The organism is Sphingobium sp. 15-1, from assembly GCF_013375535.1.
Classification (GTDB): Bacteria; Pseudomonadota; Alphaproteobacteria; order Sphingomonadales; family Sphingomonadaceae; genus Sphingobium; species Sphingobium aromaticivastans.
Genome location: NZ_JABXJG010000002.1, coordinates 833,310 through 852,776, shown reverse-complemented (window position 1 = coordinate 852,776; position 19,467 = coordinate 833,310). Strand labels below are relative to the sequence as shown.

Sequence of the window (19,467 nt, the reverse complement as noted above, 5' to 3'; positions counted from 1 at the left end):
GGCTGAATGCCGATCGGTTCTAGAGCGCGCTGCGTTAAATCGGACACAGGCCGCGCGCTCTAAGCTTTTGTTGTCGCATCGTTTTGAGCGCAAAACCGGTTCCCACTTTTGCGCACGATGCTCTAAGGCAGCAATTGCCGCTCCGCCTCGTTGAGAGCGACGCCGGTAAGCTGTCTTTGCCGCGCCAGATTCAGCAGCCCCGCGATGAGATCGGCGGCCGCCTCATAGCCAAGGCCGTGGGGCGGGCGGATGTTGGATACGCAATTTCGTTCGCTGTCGCGCCGTCCGGGCCTGGGGTTCCAAGTCAGATAGGCGCCCAGGCTGTCCGGCGCGCTCAAGCCGGGGCGCTCACCGATGAGCATCACCACCATGTCGGCGTTCAGCGCCGCCCCGATGTCGTCGCCCAACGCCACTCGCGCCTGCCTGGCCAGCACGACCGGTGCGATGCGCCATTCGGGCAGGCGCGCGAGCAGGGCGGAGACGAGGGAGGCGGCATGGGCATGAACCGCGGTGGCGGACAGTCCATCAGCCACGATGATTGCAAGTTCCGCGTCGGTGGCGGACAGGCGGCCGATGTCATCCGGTTCAAGCGAGCGGCCGAGATCCGGACGCCTCAGATATTCGCTCCGGTCCTTGGCGCGGCTGCGGACTTCGACCACAGGACGACCGATCAGATCCGCAAACCCGTCGGTCGTCAGCGCGCTATGCACCGCATCGCGGGCTCGGGCATGATCGATCTGGAACTCCAGCAGGGCACGGGTGGGCAATCCCTGACCGGCGCGGCCAAGGAGGAGCCTCGCCTGGGTCAGCGCGCGGAGCCGGTCGCGGAGCGCGGGCAGCTCAGCCACGCGCGTCTCTGAGCGCTGGAATGCGATCGATGGCCAGCGCCGGGGGGATGCGATCGACGATGCGCCCGCCCTCCAGCAAACCGATATCGTCGAGCCACTGTTCGAACTCCGGCGCGGGACGCCTGCCAAGCACTTCCCGCAGATAGAGGGCGTCATGGAAGCTGGTGGACTGATAATTGAGCATGATGTCGTCGGCTCCCGGCACGCCGATGATGAAGGTCACGCCTGCTACGCCCAAAAGGGTCAGGATCGTGTCGCTATCGTCGCCATCGGCCTCGGCATGGTTCGTATAACAGATATCGACGCCCATCGGCAGGCCGAGCAACTTGCCGCAGAAATGGTCCTCCAACGCGGCGCGCGCGATCTGCTTGCCGTCGAACAGATATTCCGGGCCGATGAAGCCGACGACAGAATTGACCAGCAGCGGATCAAAAGCCCGCGCTACTGCATAGGCACGAGCCTCCAGCGTCTGCTGGTCGACGCCGTGATGGGCGTTGGCCGACAGACACGATCCCTGGCCTGTTTCGAAATACATGACATTCTGCCCCACCGTGCCGCGGCCGAGGCCCAGGGTGACATCATGCGCTTCGCGAAGCAGCGCCAGGTCGATGCCGAATCCCTGATTGGCGGCCTGGGTTCCAGCGATCGACTGAAAACATAGATCCACCGGCGCGCCGCGGCGAACAAGGTCCAGCGTTGTGGTGACATGGGCCAGGACGCAGGATTGGGTGGGAATGGCATAGCCTTGCCGGATGTCGTCGATCAGGTGGAGCAGCGTCGCGGCGCTTTCGGCATTATCGGTGGCGGGGTTGATGCCGATCACGGCATCGCCGGCCCCCATCAGCAGCCCGTCCAGTATCGACGCCGCTATGCCCGCTGGATCGTCCGTCGGATGATTGGGCTGAAGCCGCACCGACAAGCGGCCGGACAGGCCGATGGTGTTTCGAAAGCGGCTGATCACCTGCACCTTGCGAGCAACCGCGATCAAATCCTGATTGCGCATCAGCTTGCTGACGGCGGCGGCCATTTCGGGCGTGATTCCGGGCGAAACGCACGCGATTTGTTGGCCGTCCACTTCCTCCGACAGTAACCATTCGCGAAACGCGCCCACAGTCAGATGCGAAATCGTCGAAAAGGCGTGGCTGTCGTGCGTATCGACGATCAGCCTTGTGACCTCGTCCTCCTCATAGGGAACGACCATGTCGTCGAGCAGGGTCCGCAACGGCAGATCGGCAAGCGCGAACCGGGCAGCGACGCGCTGTTCGGCATTGTCCGCCGCTATGCCGGCCAGCACATCGCCTGACCGCAGCGGACTGGCGGCCGCAAGCAGGCAGCGTAAATCCGGAAAGCCGTAGCGGGTTCCGGCGATGTCGGCAAAATAGCGCGCCAGTATAGGTCTCCAGGTTCGACAGCATCGCCGGTCATTGTCGCCTGGAGCCGATGGGATCGCTCAATGTCCCGGCTTTGCCCGACGCGTGCACCAGACGATGTTAATAAGTGAACTTTTGGTCATTTATTCCTTGCGCTATGCGCTGTCAATGCGTGTCCAAGCGCATGCATCGCCTTTTGCCGTGGCGCGCCATGGCCAGGATCACCGCCATCCATCACGCGCAATACGCCAGCCTGGCCTTTTTTTGGCGTGTTGCGCGATTCATTTGTCATGTTCCGCTCTTGAACGAACGCCGCTGCTTTCTGACAATCTTGGAAAATCGCAAAAAGGTCATCCGTCGGAACCGTGGGGATTGCTTCGGATACGCTTTCGAATTCGATGAATGACGTCCTACAGAAAAGGGGCGATTTTGCCTCTCATAAGCCAGTGCGGGTGCCTGCGGCTGGAAAGCGGTGATTGCCATTTCTGGAACGCCCATGGCTTATCGTAGCTATGAAGATGATTGGGAACTGGAAATATGATTTCCACAGCATCGATGATGAATGCGATGACATTGGGAGATAAGAAATATGACATCTGAAAACTTGTCCAAGGCATCGGTACAGGAGCAGCTCGATCAGGCGCATTATGCGGTTCATTTCGCCAACCGGGCGCTAGTGAAGGGTGACTGGAGCGAGCCGAGCTATGTGCCGGCGCGCAAGGCGTTGGACGATGTCATGCTCCTTCTCTCTAAGGCCAAATGGCTGTTGGGCCGGGTCACTGGCACGCTTGCAGGCTATGAGGACCCGTTCGAATCGCTGGAAGAGGAGGCCTATGCGCTGAAAGAAGCCTCCGCCCTCTTCAATCAGGCGAGCGATCGCGCCAAGGAAATTCAGCAATGTCTTGAGACGGGCGCATCTCTGCCGCTGTTCGCGCTCCCCGGCACGCTCGACAGCCAGGGTACGGAGACGCTCTTTTACGACGGCGTTCCGATCGTGCCGTCGATCAACCCGATCGTGGTTCTCAAGGGTTCCAATCATGAAATGGGTCGGCAATATGCCGAGCAGGTGCTCGACATCTATGGCCCGTTCATCTTCCAATGGCATGGCCGCCGGCAGTTCTCCGCCGAGAATCTCGCTGAGATCGGCAAATGGGAAGCCGAACTGCGCCAACATATGCCGGAAATTCTGGACTTCGCGCGCGGCTGGGCCGAAGGCGCGACCGGGCGCGGCGTGGCGATGGATCATATGCAGGCGCTCGCCATCTGGACCGGCGTCAACCCGCCGGCAAAGGCCACCGAGCTGATGGAGGATGCAGGTCTTTTCAATGCCGAAAAGAGCCTGGAAGCCCTGCGTCCCGCCGACCGGAACGACATGTGCAGCGGCGTCGGCGCATGGGGCGATGCGACGACGGACGGCGAACTCGTCTTTGCGGCGACGCAGGACCAGGATTGCACGTTCGAGGCGACGATCATCGCTTTCCCGGACGAAGGCAACAGCTTCATCTACACGCCGTTCGCCGCCAATGGTTCGTTGCCGGTCATGGGGCCGCATTTCATGGCGGGCCATCCGGGCATGAACAACAAGGGGCTTGCCTATATCCATCATGGCGGCGCGGGCGGCACCGAGGCGCCGACCGAGTGGGGCTACGGCATTCGTCGCGGGCCCATGACCTTCCACATCCTGCAATATGCCAATTCGGCCAAGGAGGCGCTGGGCAAGATTCTGACTTATCCGGTGGGCGATCTGGGCGTCGTCCTGGGCAGTGTCGGCGGCTTCTGGGCGGACGCCAGTTACGGCTTTTCGCTGGAAGGTCGCCCCGGAGCGCCCAATCCGCCCAGCCCAATCATTCGCGAAGTGACCTATGGTCGGGACGGCAAGACCTATAACTTCCTCTATGCGAACAACAATTCGATCAGTCCGCTTTCCGGGAGCGCCAATGGCGCGCCGAGCCAGGCCCTGGGCGGCTATCAATATGAACTGGAAGCCGGCTGGTACACGGCCGACCCCAAGCTGATCGATGCGGACGGGTTCGCGAAGTCGATGTGGCGCCGTGCGGCGCGGTGCAGCGCCGCGCGCAACCGTTACCAGCACCGCATGATTCTGGCGGGTTATGGCCGGGTCGATCTCGATTATATGACGATGATGTACCGGCAGAGCGGCGAACTGCCGTCCGGCTCTTTCGAAGAGATCGCGGCCCGCTACCGGGCCGGCGAGGAATGGAATGTGTCGACCGGACATCGGATGAACGCCTTTACCGTGGTCGCCAAGCCCGACCATGGCGATCGCGGCGTCTATCGGGGCTGCATCGGCCCGGCCAATCGGGCGGTCCATGCCAAGGACCCGGGCCACGGCTATTATTATCATGACGAGACCGCCGCCTTTTGGGAGGTGACCCTGGCGAAAGACCCGGAGGCGGTCTGCTCACAGGCGCGGGAACTGGCCGATCGGAAAATCGCCGCGGCGCGCAAGACGCTCGCAACCGTGGATGCGCAGGGCTTTGCCGGCTATGCGCAACTCGAGTCCTATCTGTCGGAGGCGGCGAAAGCGCTTCAGGACGGAAGCGAGGTGGAGGCGAATGCGCCGGCCCTTGCCGGGGATGCGCGCTGGGCGGCGATTGCGCGCGCCGTGCGGCTTTTCACCCGTGCTCAGGTACGGGCCTGCCAGGTGCATGAGGCGATTGAAAAGCCCGCCGACAAGCCGGAAATGCTGGCTTATGAGATCGCCGCCGAGTGAAGCTGATCGCCCGCTTTCCCGTTCTTGAACGGGAAAGCGGGCGCATTCTTGATGCGGCAATGCTCAATCGCCGGAGATGTGACGTGTCACCTGCGGCGTTCGGCCTGCACAATGTCCACCGCGCGCGAGACGAGGCGATGAATGGCTTCGGGACTTTGCCAACCGGTATGGGCCGTCAGCACCAGGTTCGGAACGGTCCGGAAGATATGGCTGGCCGGCAGCGGTTCCATCGAATAGACATCGAGGGCGGCGCCCGCCAAATGACCATCGGTCAGCATCGCGGTCAGTTCCTCTTCATCCAGCAACGCTGCGCGCGCGCTGTTGATCAGAACCGCGCCCCGCTTCATCCGGCGGAGACGCGATGCGTCGAGAATGCCTGCCGTCTCCGGAGTCAGCGCCAGATGCAGCGACACGATGTCCGCGTCTGCCAACAGCCCGTCCAGATCGACGAGCCGGATACGGTCATCCTCCACCGCGCGGCGGCTGGAAACCAGCACGTTCATGCCCAGGGCCAGCGCGATATGAGCGGTTTCCCGGCCGATGCCGCCAAATCCGACAAGACCGATCGTCTTGCCGCGCAATTCTCCGATCGGCGCGCCGCCCCATCCGCCATCGGCCATCACGCGATGTTGCCGGGCAATGTCGCGATAGACAGCGAACAGCAGCCCGATCGTATGCTCTGCCACGGTTCTGTCGCCATAGCCGGGGATGCTGTGCACGGCTATGCCATGCTCTGCGCAGGCGGCCATGTCCACGAAGCTCGATGCGCCGCTGCCGAGGAACAGGATCATACGCAAATCCGGACATTGCTCGACCACGGAACGAGTGAAATAGCTTTCATTGTTGATCGCGATGACATGTCCCTGAAGGCGTTCGACCAGCGTCGGTTCGTCCGTTGGGCCGTGATGGACGACCAGTTCCTCGATAGGATTACCGAGATATTCCAACGCGTTCAGGAGCAGGGGAGAGGCATCGGGGAAAACCACCGAAGGTAGACTGTCGGTCATCGTCAATCCTCAAAGTTGGGTTCGGTGCGGCGCAGGTCGCGGATCAGCGCGGTCCATTCGGCGTCCCCTACTGGCTGGCCTGCAAAGTCCTCATGCTGCCGGGCGGTCAGCCTGCAAATGTCCGGTTGGGGGAAGGTGAGCCGTGCGCCCGAAGCCTGCGCGCGCAACTGGATCCGGCATGCATGTTCGAGGTTGAGCATGAGCGTGAACGTCTCCGCTATAGTGCGGCCGGCCACCAACAGGCCATGGTTGCGCAGGATCAGCACGGAATGCCTGCCAACGTCCGCGATCAGCCGGTCTTTTTCCTCTTCCAGCAGCGCGATGCCCTCATAGTCATGATATCCAACGTTCCCGTAAAATTGCAGGGCATGCTGGCTGATCGGCAGCAGACCATCCGCCTGGCACGAAACCGCAACGCCGGCGGCCGTATGGCTGTGCATGACGCAGCCGACATCGGACCGCGCGCCATGGATGGCGGTGTGGATCAGATAGCCTGCTGGATTGGCGTCAGCCGGGGCGCCGCCGTCGATGGCGATCCGCAGCAGATTGCTGGCCGTGACCTCATGGAAAAGCAGGCCATATCGGTTGATCAATATGTCTTCCGTCCCCGGCAGGGCCGCGGAGATGTGCGTGGAAACGAGGTCAGTCATGCCGAACCGCGCCGCAAGCCGATAGCAGGCCGCTAATTGCCTGCGTCTTTCCCATTCCGCTTTGCTTATGAGTAAATTCATTGCCGATCGATCCTCATCGTCGCTATTCCACCGAGCAGGGCCGGTCGCTCCCCGCATATCGCTGAACCGTCGGTCCGACGATGTATTCCATGACCGTTGGTCAGATGAAGCGCAAAAAACTGCCGCCGCCGGAGCGAAAATTTCCTTGGGGTTTGCCGATTTATGCGCTATTTGTCCATATAGTCATTTTATAGCGATGAGATTTGCCGTCACCCACGATCCAGCCTTGGCACGGATGCGGGCATCCCCGCGCCATCTGTCGGCCGCAAGCCGATGCGGTGGCGAGCTTCATTCGCGTGGTGCGCGAGGTTCCTGGCTTGCACCGTCGCGACCACGACAACTCGCGGTTCGCTCCCGACAATTTCACCGCGCCAACCACCCCTCAACCCTTTCGATCAAAGGCATCCCATGATCAGCAAGAAGGACACCATACTCCTGTGGATGCCCGCCTATCTCGGGTTCCATTCAATGGCTTGGCGCCAGGAGGCGCAGGCGCGCGCCGTCGAGATGGATTTCGACATGATGCGCCGGCAGATCCAGACCGCCGAACGCGGCAAGTTCCACGGGGCCTTTTTTGCCGACACGGTGGCGGTCGGGGTTTATTCCGCCGATGTCACCATGGAAGCGTTGAGCCGCACGGCCAAGGCGTCGGCGTGGGAACCGGTCACGCTTCTGTCGGCGCTGGCGGCGTGCACGAACAATATCGGACTGCTCGGCACTGTGACCACCAGCTATGCCGAGCCCTATAATGTTGCGCGGATGTTCGCCGCGCTCGATCATATTTCCGGGGGCCGTGCCGGGTGGAACGTCGTGACGACATCCCATCCCAAATCCGCGATGAATTTCAGTCGCGAAGCCCATTATGGCCATGCGGAACGTTATGAACGCTGCGAGGAGTTCTACGATAGCGTCGCGGGCCTCTGGGACAGTTGGGAAGACGACGCCTTCATCCGCGACAAGGCCTCAGGGCGCTATTTCGACCCGGAAAAGCTGCACGCCCTCAACCACCAGGGCAAGCATCTCTCCGTCGCCGGGCCGCTTAACATAGCGCGGCCGCCGCAAGGACATCCGGTCATCGCTCAGGCGGGTTCATCGACGGAGGGCCGGGCGTTCGCCGCGCGCCACGCCGATCTCATCTATACCATGCAGGCCGAGGTCAAACATGCCAAGGCCTTTTACGACGACGTCAAGGCGCAGGCGGCAGAGAGCGGGCGCAATCCCGATCATGTCAAGATCCTGCCCGCCATCGGGCTGATGGTCGGCCGGAGCAGGGCGCATGCGGAAGAGAAGATCGCCGCGCTGGATGAGCTTGTCGATCCGGTCTTCGGCATGGAAGTGCTCTCCAGCTATATAAAGGCCGATCTGTCCGGCTATCCTCTCGACGGCCCTGTCCCGGAGATTCCGGAGGACCAGAAGGGCTCGAAAACCAGTCAGAAATATTTTCTCGACCTGGCGAAGCGCGACAAGCTGACCATCCGTCAGTTGATGCAGGTCGTCGCGCGACTGGGGACGGCGCCCGGATCGGCCATGGACATTGCCGACATGGTCCAGGAATGGATGGAAGCCGGAGCAGCCGACGGCTTCAACATCACCTTCGCCAGCGACGAGGATTCGCTGGAGATCTTCGTCGACGAGGTCATTCCGGAGCTTCAGCGGCGCGGCCTGTTTCAGATGGACTATCGAGGCAGGACGCTGCGGGAAAATCTGGGGCTGCCCCGTCCCGTGAACCGTTTTGCGGCTGACAGGGCAGGGCTGTCCGCCCGGTCAGGCCTGACCTCCGCGATTTGAATGCAGGCGAGCGTTTCCAGGAGACCAGAAATGTATGAATTGCCACAGAGCGTCGTCCCTTTTGTGGGCCGCATGACTGATGTCGACAGCCATGAGATGATGCCGGCCCAGATGTGGATCGAGGAGTTCGGTGAAGTCGTGCGCCCCTGGGTGGATATCGTCGTCGCCGCTTCCGAAAAGAGCGATGGCCGCAACAACGCCAATAATATGAGCATAGTGGATTATCCCGGCGATGTCGGTGAAATCAATCCGGAAACGGTATGGACGGCGAAAGGCGCCACGGCTCCGGCTGCAACGGACATGCGCCGTCGCCACGAACTCATGGACACCATGGGAGTCAGCCGGCAGCTCATGTTCCCGACAGGGCCGGGATTGGGCGGTTCGATCCTCTATGCATCGGCGGAAGACAGGCACTTCAACATGGAACGTTTTGGCGTTGCCAACGGCCAGGGTTATGCCTTCGCCCGCGACCTGATGCATGCGAACAACGAATGGGCGGTGGGCGTCGCCGCTCTTTCGGACCGTTTCCGGCCCGTCACCCCTGTGTTCGGAGATACGCCGAACGATCTGCTCGCGATGACGAAATCATTGGTGGACCGCGGCATTCGCGCCGTGCAGCTATGCGCGCCCAGGCTGCCGGCCGGCGTTTCGCCCGCCTCCAACGATCTGGATCCCTTCTACGCCATGCTGGCCGAAGCGAATGTCGCGCTTACCCTGCACATCGGCGGGGACTCGCTGCTTTTCCGCACGAACGACTGGAACAAGGCCAAGGCCTTTGAGGGCTTCAAGGACACGCCGGAAGTCGGCATGGACCCCTGGACGCTGTCGGCGCTGCATCTGGCGTCGCAGAACTTCATCGCCACGATGGTGACGGGCGGCGTGTTCGACCGCCACCCGGCTCTCCGCGTGGGCGTGCTGGAATATTGCGCGCACTGGATCGGTCCGCTGGCCCAGATGCTGGACCTTTGGCACGACAATAACCAGTCGATCCACCCCGTTTCCTTTGCGGACGGATCGAAGGGCCGCCGCCTGCCGATGCGCCCGTCGGAATATATATCCCGCAACGTCCGCGTGGCGCCGTTCGATTTCGAGCCGGTCGGCAAATATATCGAAATGTACGGACTGGAGGACGTCTACTGCTTCGCCAGCGACTATCCGCATATCGAGGGCGGCAGGAAGCCCGTCGACAAGTTCGCCGCCTCCCTTGAGCCGCTGGGTCATCGAGTCATGGAGAAGTTCTTCGTCACCAACGGCGGACTGCTGTTGGCCTGACGATGCTGCCGCAAGGCGCCGACAAAGATATGAATACGCAGGAGATTGTTGATGTATGAACTTCCAAAGAGCGTCCTTCCCTTCGCGGGCCGCATCACGGACGTCGACAGCCATGAGATGATCCCGGCCCAGCTCTGGGTGGAAGAATTTGGCGAGGCCGTGCGTCCCTGGGCGGAAGCGTCCCTGGCCGCTCCTATCCGGCCCAATGGCAATAATATGAACATTCCCGACTATGCCGGCGACGTGCGGGAGATTGACGCAGAAACGGCGTGGACGGCGAAAGGGGCGGCCGCTCCCGCGTCGACTGACATGCACCGGCGTAACGACCTTATGGATAGCATGGCGATCAGCCGGCAGTTGATGTTCCCATCGGGCGTGGGGCTTGGCGGCTCGATCCTTTACGGTTCGGCGGAAGGAACCCCTCGCTACAAGTTGTTCGGTGAGAAAACCTATTCCATGGCGCTTGATCTCATCAATGCCAATAACGACTGGGCCGTGCGGGTGGCGAGCATTTCGGATCGTTTCCGCCCGGTAACGCCGATCTTCGGGGATACGCCGGAAGAATTGATGGCAATGACCAAGTCGCTGATCGATCGCGGCATTCGTGCCGTGCAGATACAGGCGCCGCGTCTGCCCGGCGGCGTTTCGCCCGCGTCGAAGAAGCTCGATCCCTTTTACGCGATGCTGGCGGAGGCCAACGTGCCGCTCACCCTGCACACCACCGGTCTGGAATCGCTGCTTTTCCGCACGAACGACTGGGGCGTGGCCGAGGAGTTTGACGGGTATAAGATGACGGAGGAAGGCAGCCTCGATCCCTGGACGCTGTCGATCTTCCATCTCGCGCCGCAAAACTTCATCGCCACACTCGTCACCGGAGCCGTGTTCGACCGGCACCCGACGCTTCGTGTCGGCGTGATGGAATATACGGCGCATTGGGTCGGTCCGCTCGCCCGCATGCTCGATCTTTGGCGCGACAATAATCAGGCGATCCTGCCGAAGACTTTTGCCGATGGATCGGAAGGGCGTCGCCTGCCGATGAAACCGTCCGAATATATTTCCCGCAATGTCCGCGTGTCGCCGTTCGATTTCGAACCTGTGGGCGAATATATCGAGAAGTTCGGTCTTGAGGATGTCTACTGCTTCGCCAGCGACTATCCGCATGTCGAGGGCGGCAAGAAACCGATCGACAAGTTCGCCGCGTCGCTGGAACCGCTCGGCCATCGCGTGATGGAGAAGTTCTTCGTCACTAACGGCGAGCTGATGCTCCCGGCATAAGTCTTCATAGCTTGGACTGCCCTTCCTTCATGGAGGTGCAGTCCAGGACTTGGGGCTTGGTTTGCGCTGTGCATTTGGTCAGCCGGCCGCTTTTGCCAAGGGGGCCAGCGCCATTCGGCTAAACTGAAAATATCCAAAAGCATAGAGAGGTGTCTCATGAGCGAGCACGAATATGAAGATGAGGTGGGCATCCCCAAATTCTCCCTGGCAGAACGCGAGCGCCGCTGGTCGCGCGTTCGCAATCTGATGGAACGGGATAAGATCGACACCATCTTCGTGCCGCCGCACACGGGCCTCTTCGACACGCAGCAGGCCAACACCCGTTATCTGACGGGGCTGGGCGGCAACCATTGGACATTGGCGACCGTGTTTCCGGTCGACGGCGAAGTGACCATATTCACCAGCGGCGACGTGCATCCTGAGGTTTGCCGGCGGCGTCAGGACTGGGTCGATGACGTGCGGGTGATGACCGGCGCCTGGGGTTTCACCGGATCGGTGATCGAGCGGCTGAAGGAGGCTCCGAACATCCGGCGCCTCGGCGTTTCCGGCCTGTCGGGCAATACGCGCTTTCCCGAAGGCACGACGTCCTACGGCACGATACAGATGCTGCGCGAGCAGTTGCCCCATATCGAGCTCGTCAACGCCACGCCCCTGATGGCGGAAGCCCGCTTCGTGAAATCGGAAGAGGAAATCGCCTTTCTCCGCAAAGGCACCGAACTGCTGGAGCGCGCAATCGATGTCGTCGCGAACGAAGCGCGTCCCGGCGTTCCGGAAAATGAAATCTACGCGCATATGATCGCATCGCTGGTGGAAGGCGGCGGCGAAGTGCCGACCTTCATCCTCTGGTCGGCGGGTCAACCTCAACCTCCGTCGAACGCCTACCTGCCCAGCAGGCGCCGCCTTCGTGCTGGCGACGCCATCATGACCGAACTGCAGGGACGCTATGGCGGCTGCGATGCAGCCGGCGCCCAGGCGCTGTTCCTTGGCCGCGCGCCCGACGAATATCACGAGATGTTCGAACGTCAGCAGCAGGCCGTGCGCATCTGTCATGACAGGCTGCGTCCCGGCCAGACGTTGGGCGCCATTGCGGCGGATCTCAACGACATGACCGACGACCGCTTCGACGTGCGGGTTCTGATGCATGGCCGGGGAATGGGGGATGACTCGCCCCTTGCCGTCTTCGGCGTGCGGGACGCGACGATGGCGAACTGGATAATCGAAGAAAACAGCGCCTTCGTCGTCAAGCCGATCGTCTGGACGAAGGACCGCAGCAAATGGGTCTATTGGGGCGACACTGTCATTTGCACGCCCGATGGCGCACAGCGCCTTGGCAAGCGACCGCCTGCCATCATCGAAATCGAATGAAGTCAAAAAGTCCGTCGAATGCCGACGAACAAACGCCCCCTTCCAGAAGATGGAAGGGGGCGTTGATCCGTCAGTAGCTGTAACGGATGCCGACGCCGTAAGTCCTGGGATCGTTCGGGGGGCTCACGACGAAATTATACGGCGTGGAAAGCGCCCGGATCGGGAAGGACGCATAGCGTCTATTGGTCAGGTTCTGGCCATAGGCATAAATCTCAAACCCATCGAGCCGATAGCCAAGGCGGGCATCGAGCTTGTCGATACTGCCCCGGCTCACCGGCAGTTCGTTCGCCGGCGAGAAATAGGCCTTCGATGAGAAATTATAGCTCGCATTGGCGCGGACCTCACCAGGCCCCAGGGGGAAGTTATAGTTGGCCGATGCGCTGCCCGACCATTTCGGTGAGTTGCTTAGATAGTTTCCGGAACGATCCCAACCGGCGATGCCGTTATTGTTGATGCAAGCAGCATCTCCGGCTGACGGCGCGCTTCCGCCATTGCCTTCGCAGAAGGACTTGTACGTGGCGTCGGTCCAGGAAAGGTCGCCGCTCAGGGTCAGGCCTTTGACCGGCCGCAGGGCAAGGCTTCCCTCGAAGCCCTTGATCCGCGCACTGGCGGCATTGTCGATGACCTGCACGCCGACCGTCACGATATTCTTCACCTGAAGATCGCTATAGTCGTAATAGAAGCCTGCCAGGTTCAAGGTTAGCAGGCGATCGAACAGTTCCGACTTCACGCCGACTTCATAGGCCAAAAGCTTTTCCGGCTTGAAGGTGAAGGCCGATGTCGACCGGATCGAACTGTTGAAGCCTGGTGCCTGATAACCCTGGCTGACCTTGGCGTAAAGCAGGATGTCGGGCGTGGCCTTATAGTTCACGCCGCCATTGAAGATCGGCTTGTTGGCCTTCACCGTTCCATTGATCAGCGGTCCGGGGACGACGGCCTTGCTGTAATCGATCACGAAATCCTGCGTTTCGTGAATATAGCGGGCGCCGCCGACCAACGTCAGCTTAGGCGTTAAGGCAACTTCCGCCTGACCGAACAGTCCTACCGCTTCGAGATTGGACGTATCTCGCGGGCTCGTCATGGGGAGGGTTATGCCAAGGGCGTGCGGCGATTGCGTGGCATAGAGCTGATCGTTGCGATAATAGTTGATGCCAGCGGTTATCGTGAGGATTTCCCCCGTATAATTGCCACGGAACTCGGAATTGAACGTCTTGTAACGCATGATCGAACCGCCCGCCAGATTGAAGATCGGCGTGTAGTAGGCGATATCGACCCGATAGGTGCGATGGGACGTGATCGAGGTGAATTCAAGGCCCGGGGATGCCTTGTAATTCAGCGTGATGGCTTGACCCTCCGACCTGTTGTCATTCCGGTAGGTTGCTTCAGCCGCTGCCGAGTAGGTTACGGTACCGGGATTCGGCAGGCCAACGAAGACTGTATTGGTGGAGTCGTAGAGGGAACTCCAGACGGTGGATGGATTGTCGCGGCCCCATGTGTCGGCGGCTAGCAATATCGAGAAATTCTCGTCCGGTGACTGGTAACGCAATTTCCCGCGGACGACATAGGATGTCAGGTCATCGATACTGTTTCCGGTGGTGCTGTTCTTGATGAAGCCGTCGCGCGACTCATAGCTTGCCGACAGGCCGGCACTCAGCCCGCCGATCAGCGGCCCGCTCACCGAACCGCGCGTCAGGACATGGCTGTAATTGCCATAGCTGACGTCAAAGCCCGCCCTAACCCTGTCACCGGGCATTCGCGTGATGATGTTGATGGCGCCCGCGGTCGAATTGCGGCCATAGAGCGTACCCTGCGGGCCACGCAAAACTTCGACCCGCTCCACGTCGTCCAGCGTGAAAAAGGCGGCATCGGTGGACGGCAGATATTCGCCGTCAATATAGGTAGCGACCGGCTGAGCCGTGCCGATCGGGCTGCCTTGTCCTGATATGCCGCGGATGGAGACCTGATGATTGCCCGTGACCCCGCCTGCGCCGGTAATTTGAACCGAGGGCACCACTGAGGAAATGGACTGAAGGTCAAATACGTTGCGCGCGGTCAGGTCTTCGGCGGTCACCGCGGTGATCGCGATTGGAACATCCTGCAGCTTCTGTTCGCGGCGCTGGGCCGTCACGACGATGTCCGATCCCCCGCTTTCACTGTCCGCGGACGCTGACGCAGCAGGCCCTCCTGCCGGTGCCTGACCATAGGCTGTCGTGTTTATCAACATGACCATGAGCGGTGTGATGCTGCAACGGCTCATGAGACGGACAATGTTTCTCGACATGGATGCCCCCATTTATAGCTTCCTGTTACTGACCATTAGTATGATTATGCTGGCGCGCTAATTAGGAAACTATGTAAATCTGGATGTCAATGGCCAATTTTTCCGCATAAAAATGATCTACTAGTCATATGTGGAATCATCGAACCGGGTGCATGACTCAAGATACGGTAATATCGCGCAATTCCCCCATCAGCGTTGGCACGGCCGCCTGGTTTAAGATGAAGGATGGTCACATGGGGGCGACGATGGCCGTCAGCCGTCCCGATAAATCCTATTCCGCAGTCTCGTCTTTCTGCGTTCGCACATAGTCGATGAATTCTCTCGTGACGGCGGACTGGGTGTCGCGGCGCCAGGCAAGTCCAAAGCTTACCGCCGTAAGTTGGGGAGGAACGCCCGTCCCGTCGAGCGGTCTGAACAAAACTCCCCGCATCCGTAATCGCTCCGCCGAAGCGGGGATGATGGCGACGCCCTGGCCGCATGCGACGATGCCGACAACGGCTTCGGTCGACGGCGCCTGATGGACGATGCGCGGCTCGAAACGCGCGAACCGGCACAGGGCATGCAGGTCAGCCTGAAAGTTGAAGCCCCGCCGCGCCTCATAGGTGACGAAGGGCGATGTGGAGAGGTCGTGGATGGCGACAGGACCCGAACTGTCCAACTGCGGATGGCCAGAGGGCAGGGCCACGGCCAACGGTTCCTGATAGACAGGTTCGGTCTCGACCAGTTCATCCAATACGGGAAGACGGATGAGGCCGATGTCGATTTGATCGTTGCGGAGCGCTTCGATCTGTTCGAGTACGGACATGGCGCGAAAAACCAGGTCGACGTCCGGCATCGCTTCGGTGAAGCCCCGCACCAGCTTGGGCCAGAAGGAATAGACGGTCGAACCGCCGAAACCCAGGGTCAGCGTGCCGCGCAGGCCGCGCGCGACCTTCTTCACGCGCTCGCCCGACTCGTTTACCAGCGCCAAAATCCTTTGCGCGTCGTTCGCCAGAGTGACCCCGGCCGGGGTCAGGCGCACCTGATGCGTGTCGCGCAGGAAAAGCTCGGCGCCCAGTTCCTCCTCAAGCTGCTTGATCGCGCGGCTGAGCGGAGGCTGCGACACATGGCAACGGGCGGCCGCACGCGTGAAATTCAGCTCCTCCGCCAAAGCGACGAAATAGCGAAGTTGCCGGACGTCCATGGCTATACGCATAGGGTATCACCGGGGTGCAAACAATATATTTCCGGATGAAGGGCGTCATTTCCATAAAGGCTGGCAAATGGGAGGTGCACATGTCGGAGCGGATCGCACGGCTGACATTCGAAGAATTGGCCCCTAATGTTCAAAATGTGCTGAGGGCGCGCGTGGAGCGCCTTGGCTATCTGGGCGAATTTTTCCGGTGTTCCGGCCATCAGCCGGACGTGCTCGCGCCGTTCATGGCAATGACGGAGGCGCTCAAAAAGGCGCTTCCGGACCGGCTTACCGAAATCGGTGCGCTTACGATCGCCTGCCTGATGGACAATGGCTATGAGCGGCACCAGCATGAACGGCTTTCCGTCAAGCTCGGTTTCGGCGCGGAATGGGTCGCGGATGTCCAGCGGCTGGAGCCGGACAACGACAGCTCTCTGTCCGATGTGGAGCGTGCGGTTCAAAGGCTCGTGATCGCAGCGGCGAAAAATGGCGGCAAGGGCGTATCGCCGCAATTGGAGGCGGTTATCGACCATATCGGGCCTGAACAAGCGATGGCGATCCTCTTTCTGATCGGCCGTTACATCACGCACGCCATCGTCGTGAACGCGCTGCAACTGGCACCTCCCGTGCCTTCGATATTCTCCAAGGAGACGAGCGCGTGAGCGATCCGATTTGGATTACCGAACAGCATGTCGTGCAGCTTCTTTCGCTGCCCGAAGCGATCACGGCGTTGCACGATGGGCTGAAGGAAGAAGCCGCCGGCCGCGCGAGCAACATGGTCAAGACCCATGCGATCTGGGGCGGACATTCGACATTGCATGCGATCGGCGCGGTGTTCGAGGGGCGAGGCTATGTCGGCACCAAGACCTGGGCGCATACCGAGGGCGGGGCAATGCCTCTTCTGATCCTGATCGATGCCCAGGATGGCTCGGTGCGCGCGATCATCGAAGCCTTTGCCCTGGGACAAATGCGTACCGGCGGCATCAGCGGCGTGGCGACCGACCTGATGGCAAGGCCGGAGGCCAGGAGAATGGCGATGATCGGCGCGGGCAAGCAAAGCCTGGCCCAGATCGCGGCTGTCGCCGCCGTTCGTCCCCTGGATCGCATCGCCGTCTGGAGCCCGACCGCCTCGAAACGCGAGCAACTTGCCGGCAATGCCGAAAAGCTTCTTGGCATAGAGGCGATCGCCGCATCGACGCTCGAGGAAGCGATTGACGGCGCGGAAATCGTAACGCTCGCGACGCGGGCGACCGCGCCATTCTTGACATCGGCCATGCTGCCGCGCGGCGTACACCTCAATGCGGTGGGAGCGATCACGCCCGAGCGGGCCGAATTCGAGTTCGGCTTATTGGGCCGGGCTGGTTTGATCGCTGCGGACAGCGTGCCGCAGGTGCGGAAACTGTCGCGCGAATTCGGGGATGCATTTGGCGAAGACGACGATAAATGGTCGGCGGTCCATCCTCTCTCCGCGTTGGCGGCGGGTGAGGTGAAGCGCCCCGCCCATGCGGATCTCACAGTCTTCAAGGCGATGGGCATGGGTATTGCCGACCTTTCGTTGGGGCTCGCCATTTTCGAAGGGGCGCGGGCTCAGGGTCTGGGGACCGAAATTCCGAAACCGAAGCGCATCGCACCGCGCCTGACGAATGCAAGGATTTAGGAGAAATAAGCATGAGCGACACTGTGTTCGTCGAAGGAAGCGGCGCGCTGCCTGAACGCGATACGCCCTGGGAACCCATCGTGATCCCCAAGGAGGAGATCGATCGCGAGATCGCCCGGCTGGCCGCCATGCCGCGCCCAGAAAACGGCCGTCGCCGGTCCTATTTCGTTCATCCGCGAAACAAGAAGTCGCTGGGCCTGGCGCCGGGTATCGAGGTTGCCCTCGACGTGTTGTTGCCGGGCGAGGAAACCGCGACCTTCCGGCAGAACTCGACCCAGGTGAACTTTGTCATCCGGGGCGCGGGCGAGACCGAGATCGGCGGCAAGCGGCGGCCCACCGCGCTGCACGATGTCTGGAATACGCCCTCGATGCGGGTCTATCGTCATCGCAACAGCGGCGAGGAAATCTATGCGCGGTTGACCTATTCGAACGGCGCGCTGCTCGAGATGATGAACATCCATGTCGTTGAGGAAAATCCTCAGCCGATCCTGCGCCCGGTGCACGACGACAAGGCAGCCGGGGAGGAAGACAGCCGCAGGAACAGCCCCTATGGCACATTCCCGCTGAACGACGAAGGCGCATGGATGATGCCCTATGAGCGGCTGATCAATCCGCCCTCGGTGCAGAGCCCGGCTCTTTACTGGCCGTGGGAGCAGGTCAAGGAGCATCTCGACAAGCTCGAAGCCCTGGGCAAGGAGTATATCGGCCGTCGGCTCTATTTGCTTTACAATCCGATGACAGGAAGAACTAATGGCACCACGCCCAACTTCTTCGCGACGATGACGGTGCGGCCGCCGAAAATTGTCGACCGGCCCCATCGGCACTCGTCGGCTGCCGTGAACTATTATTTCTCGGGTTCGGGCCGTTCCACCGTCGAAGGCAAGGTCTATGAGTGGAAGGCGGGCGATCTGATGCTGTCCGCCCCCGGCTGGTCGGTGCACAACCATGCCTCCTTCGACGAGCCGGTCTATGAGCTGACGATTCAGGACCAGCCGCTCAACATCGCCATGGAATCCCTGCTTTGGCAGGAGAGCTTGAAGGAGCCGCCCGCGCTGCTCGGCGCGGAAGAGGGCTTCGAAACCAACCGTGCCTTGGCCGCGTCCTGAAAAGATGAACAAGCCTTCTATCCTGGCCACGGGCCTCGCGCGCGGCATCACGCTCGATAGCGATGCCGTGCGCCGCGCCGCGCTCGCGCTGGAGGGCGCTGAACGGAGCCATGTCCAGATCCCGCTGCTCAGTGAGGACCATCCGGGCATGACGCTGGATGATGCCTATGCGATCCAGGCCGAATGGGTCCGCCACAAGCAGGCGGCTGGCGACGGGATTGTCGGCTGGAAGATCGGGCTTACGTCCAAGGCGATGCAGTCCGCGCTTTCCATCGACATTCCGGATTCGGGCGTTCTCCTGCAATCCATGGTCTTCGAAAATGGCGCAATCATTCCCAGGGCGCGTTTCATTCAGCCGCGGATCGAGGCGGAGATTGCGTTCGTGATGAAGGCGCCTTTGATCGGCGGCGAGGTTTCGGCCGAAGATATCCTCGCCGCGACCGACTATATCGTGCCCGCGCTGGAGATACTCGACACCCGGATCACGCGGAAGGACCCCAGGACGGAGCAGTCGCGCCGCATCTTCGATACGGTGTCGGACAATGCCGCCAATGGCGGCATAGTGTTGGGCGATCCCGTTCGGGGATTCCGTGATCTGGACCTGCGCTGGATTGGCGCGATCGTGTCGCGCAACGGAGAGGTTGAGGAAACCGGGCTCGGCGCCGGTGTCCTTGACGATCCGCTTCTCTCGGTCTCTTGGCTCGCGGCACGTCTCGCCGCTTATGGAGGGCGGATCGAAGCCGGACAGATCGTGCTTTCCGGCTCTTTCATCAGGCCGGTGGAGGCGGTCCCCGGAAGCAGGATCGTGGGAGATTTCGGTGCATTCGGCAGGGTCGAATGCGTCTTTGGCGGGTGAACG

General features: G+C 61.1%; 15 protein-coding genes. 9 read left to right on the top strand and 6 right to left on the bottom strand.

What is annotated here, in order from left to right:
• Positions 1-122 precede the first annotated feature (122 nt).
• Positions 123-848, bottom strand: a complete 726-nt coding sequence (eutC, locus tag HUK72_RS20070) for an ethanolamine ammonia-lyase subunit EutC (protein WP_176598371.1) — start codon at positions 846-848, stop codon at positions 123-125.
• Complete coding sequence (locus tag HUK72_RS20065) at positions 841-2,217, bottom strand: ethanolamine ammonia-lyase subunit EutB (protein WP_336951055.1); 1,377 nt, start codon at positions 2,215-2,217, stop codon at positions 841-843. The genes eutC and HUK72_RS20065 overlap by 8 nt, the downstream gene beginning before the upstream one ends.
• Positions 2,218-2,807: 590 nt before the next feature.
• Between HUK72_RS20065 and HUK72_RS20055 the strand changes: the two genes are divergently transcribed.
• The gene (locus tag HUK72_RS20055) at positions 2,808-4,952 is read left to right on the top strand and encodes a hypothetical protein (RefSeq protein ID WP_176598369.1); all 2,145 of its coding nucleotides are present in this window, start codon (positions 2,808-2,810) and stop codon (positions 4,950-4,952) included.
• Between the two features lie 86 nt (positions 4,953-5,038).
• Here HUK72_RS20055 and HUK72_RS20050 read toward each other — a convergent pair whose 3' ends face one another.
• Complete coding sequence (locus tag HUK72_RS20050) at positions 5,039-5,959, bottom strand: 2-hydroxyacid dehydrogenase (RefSeq protein ID WP_176598368.1); 921 nt, start codon at positions 5,957-5,959, stop codon at positions 5,039-5,041.
• Positions 5,960-5,961: 2 nt separating this feature from the next.
• Complete coding sequence (locus HUK72_RS20045) at positions 5,962-6,690, bottom strand: class II aldolase/adducin family protein (RefSeq protein ID WP_176598367.1); 729 nt, start codon at positions 6,688-6,690, stop codon at positions 5,962-5,964.
• 408 nt (positions 6,691-7,098) lie between these two features.
• Here HUK72_RS20045 and HUK72_RS20040 point away from each other — a divergent pair, with 408 nt between their 5' ends.
• From HUK72_RS20040 to HUK72_RS20025, 4 genes are all read left to right on the top strand, one after another.
• Positions 7,099-8,478: an LLM class flavin-dependent oxidoreductase gene (locus HUK72_RS20040; protein WP_176598366.1), complete on the top strand. Its 1,380-nt coding sequence runs from the start codon at positions 7,099-7,101 to the stop codon at positions 8,476-8,478.
• 30 nt (positions 8,479-8,508) lie between these two features.
• Positions 8,509-9,750, top strand: a complete 1,242-nt coding sequence (locus tag HUK72_RS20035) for an amidohydrolase family protein (RefSeq protein ID WP_176598365.1) — start codon at positions 8,509-8,511, stop codon at positions 9,748-9,750.
• 51 nt (positions 9,751-9,801) lie between these two features.
• Positions 9,802-11,025, top strand: coding sequence for an amidohydrolase family protein (locus tag HUK72_RS20030; RefSeq protein ID WP_176598364.1), 1,224 nt, complete (start codon positions 9,802-9,804; stop codon positions 11,023-11,025).
• 156 nt (positions 11,026-11,181) lie between these two features.
• Positions 11,182-12,390, top strand: coding sequence for a Xaa-Pro peptidase family protein (locus tag HUK72_RS20025; RefSeq protein ID WP_176598363.1), 1,209 nt, complete (start codon positions 11,182-11,184; stop codon positions 12,388-12,390).
• 70 nt (positions 12,391-12,460) lie between these two features.
• Here the strand turns inward: HUK72_RS20025 and HUK72_RS20020 are convergent, their stop codons facing one another.
• Both HUK72_RS20020 and HUK72_RS20015 read right to left on the bottom strand, forming a co-directional pair.
• The gene (locus HUK72_RS20020; protein WP_176598362.1) at positions 12,461-14,620 is read right to left on the bottom strand and encodes a TonB-dependent receptor; all 2,160 of its coding nucleotides are present in this window, start codon (positions 14,618-14,620) and stop codon (positions 12,461-12,463) included.
• Positions 14,621-14,942: 322 nt separating this feature from the next.
• Positions 14,943-15,866: a LysR substrate-binding domain-containing protein gene (locus HUK72_RS20015; RefSeq protein ID WP_176598361.1), complete on the bottom strand. Its 924-nt coding sequence runs from the start codon at positions 15,864-15,866 to the stop codon at positions 14,943-14,945.
• An 80-nt stretch (positions 15,867-15,946) separates the two neighbouring features.
• Between HUK72_RS20015 and HUK72_RS20010 the strand changes: the two genes are divergently transcribed.
• From HUK72_RS20010 to hpaH, 4 genes are read left to right on the top strand one after another with little or no spacing between them, the layout of a single operon-like run.
• On the top strand, positions 15,947-16,507 hold the full coding sequence (locus tag HUK72_RS20010) for a hypothetical protein (RefSeq protein WP_176598360.1): 561 nt from the start codon (positions 15,947-15,949) through the stop codon (positions 16,505-16,507).
• A complete protein-coding gene (locus HUK72_RS20005; protein ID WP_176598359.1) occupies positions 16,504-17,502 on the top strand; it encodes an ornithine cyclodeaminase family protein in 999 nt (332 codons plus the stop codon). The genes HUK72_RS20010 and HUK72_RS20005 overlap by 4 nt, the downstream gene beginning before the upstream one ends.
• A gap of 11 nt (positions 17,503-17,513) precedes the next feature.
• Positions 17,514-18,608 carry a cupin domain-containing protein gene (locus tag HUK72_RS20000; protein ID WP_176598358.1) on the top strand — a complete coding sequence of 365 codons (1,095 nt, stop codon included), beginning with the start codon at positions 17,514-17,516 and terminating at the stop codon, positions 18,606-18,608.
• A 4-nt stretch (positions 18,609-18,612) separates the two neighbouring features.
• The gene (gene hpaH, locus HUK72_RS19995) at positions 18,613-19,464 is read left to right on the top strand and encodes a 2-oxo-hept-4-ene-1,7-dioate hydratase (protein WP_176598357.1); all 852 of its coding nucleotides are present in this window, start codon (positions 18,613-18,615) and stop codon (positions 19,462-19,464) included.
• Positions 19,465-19,467 lie beyond the last annotated feature (3 nt).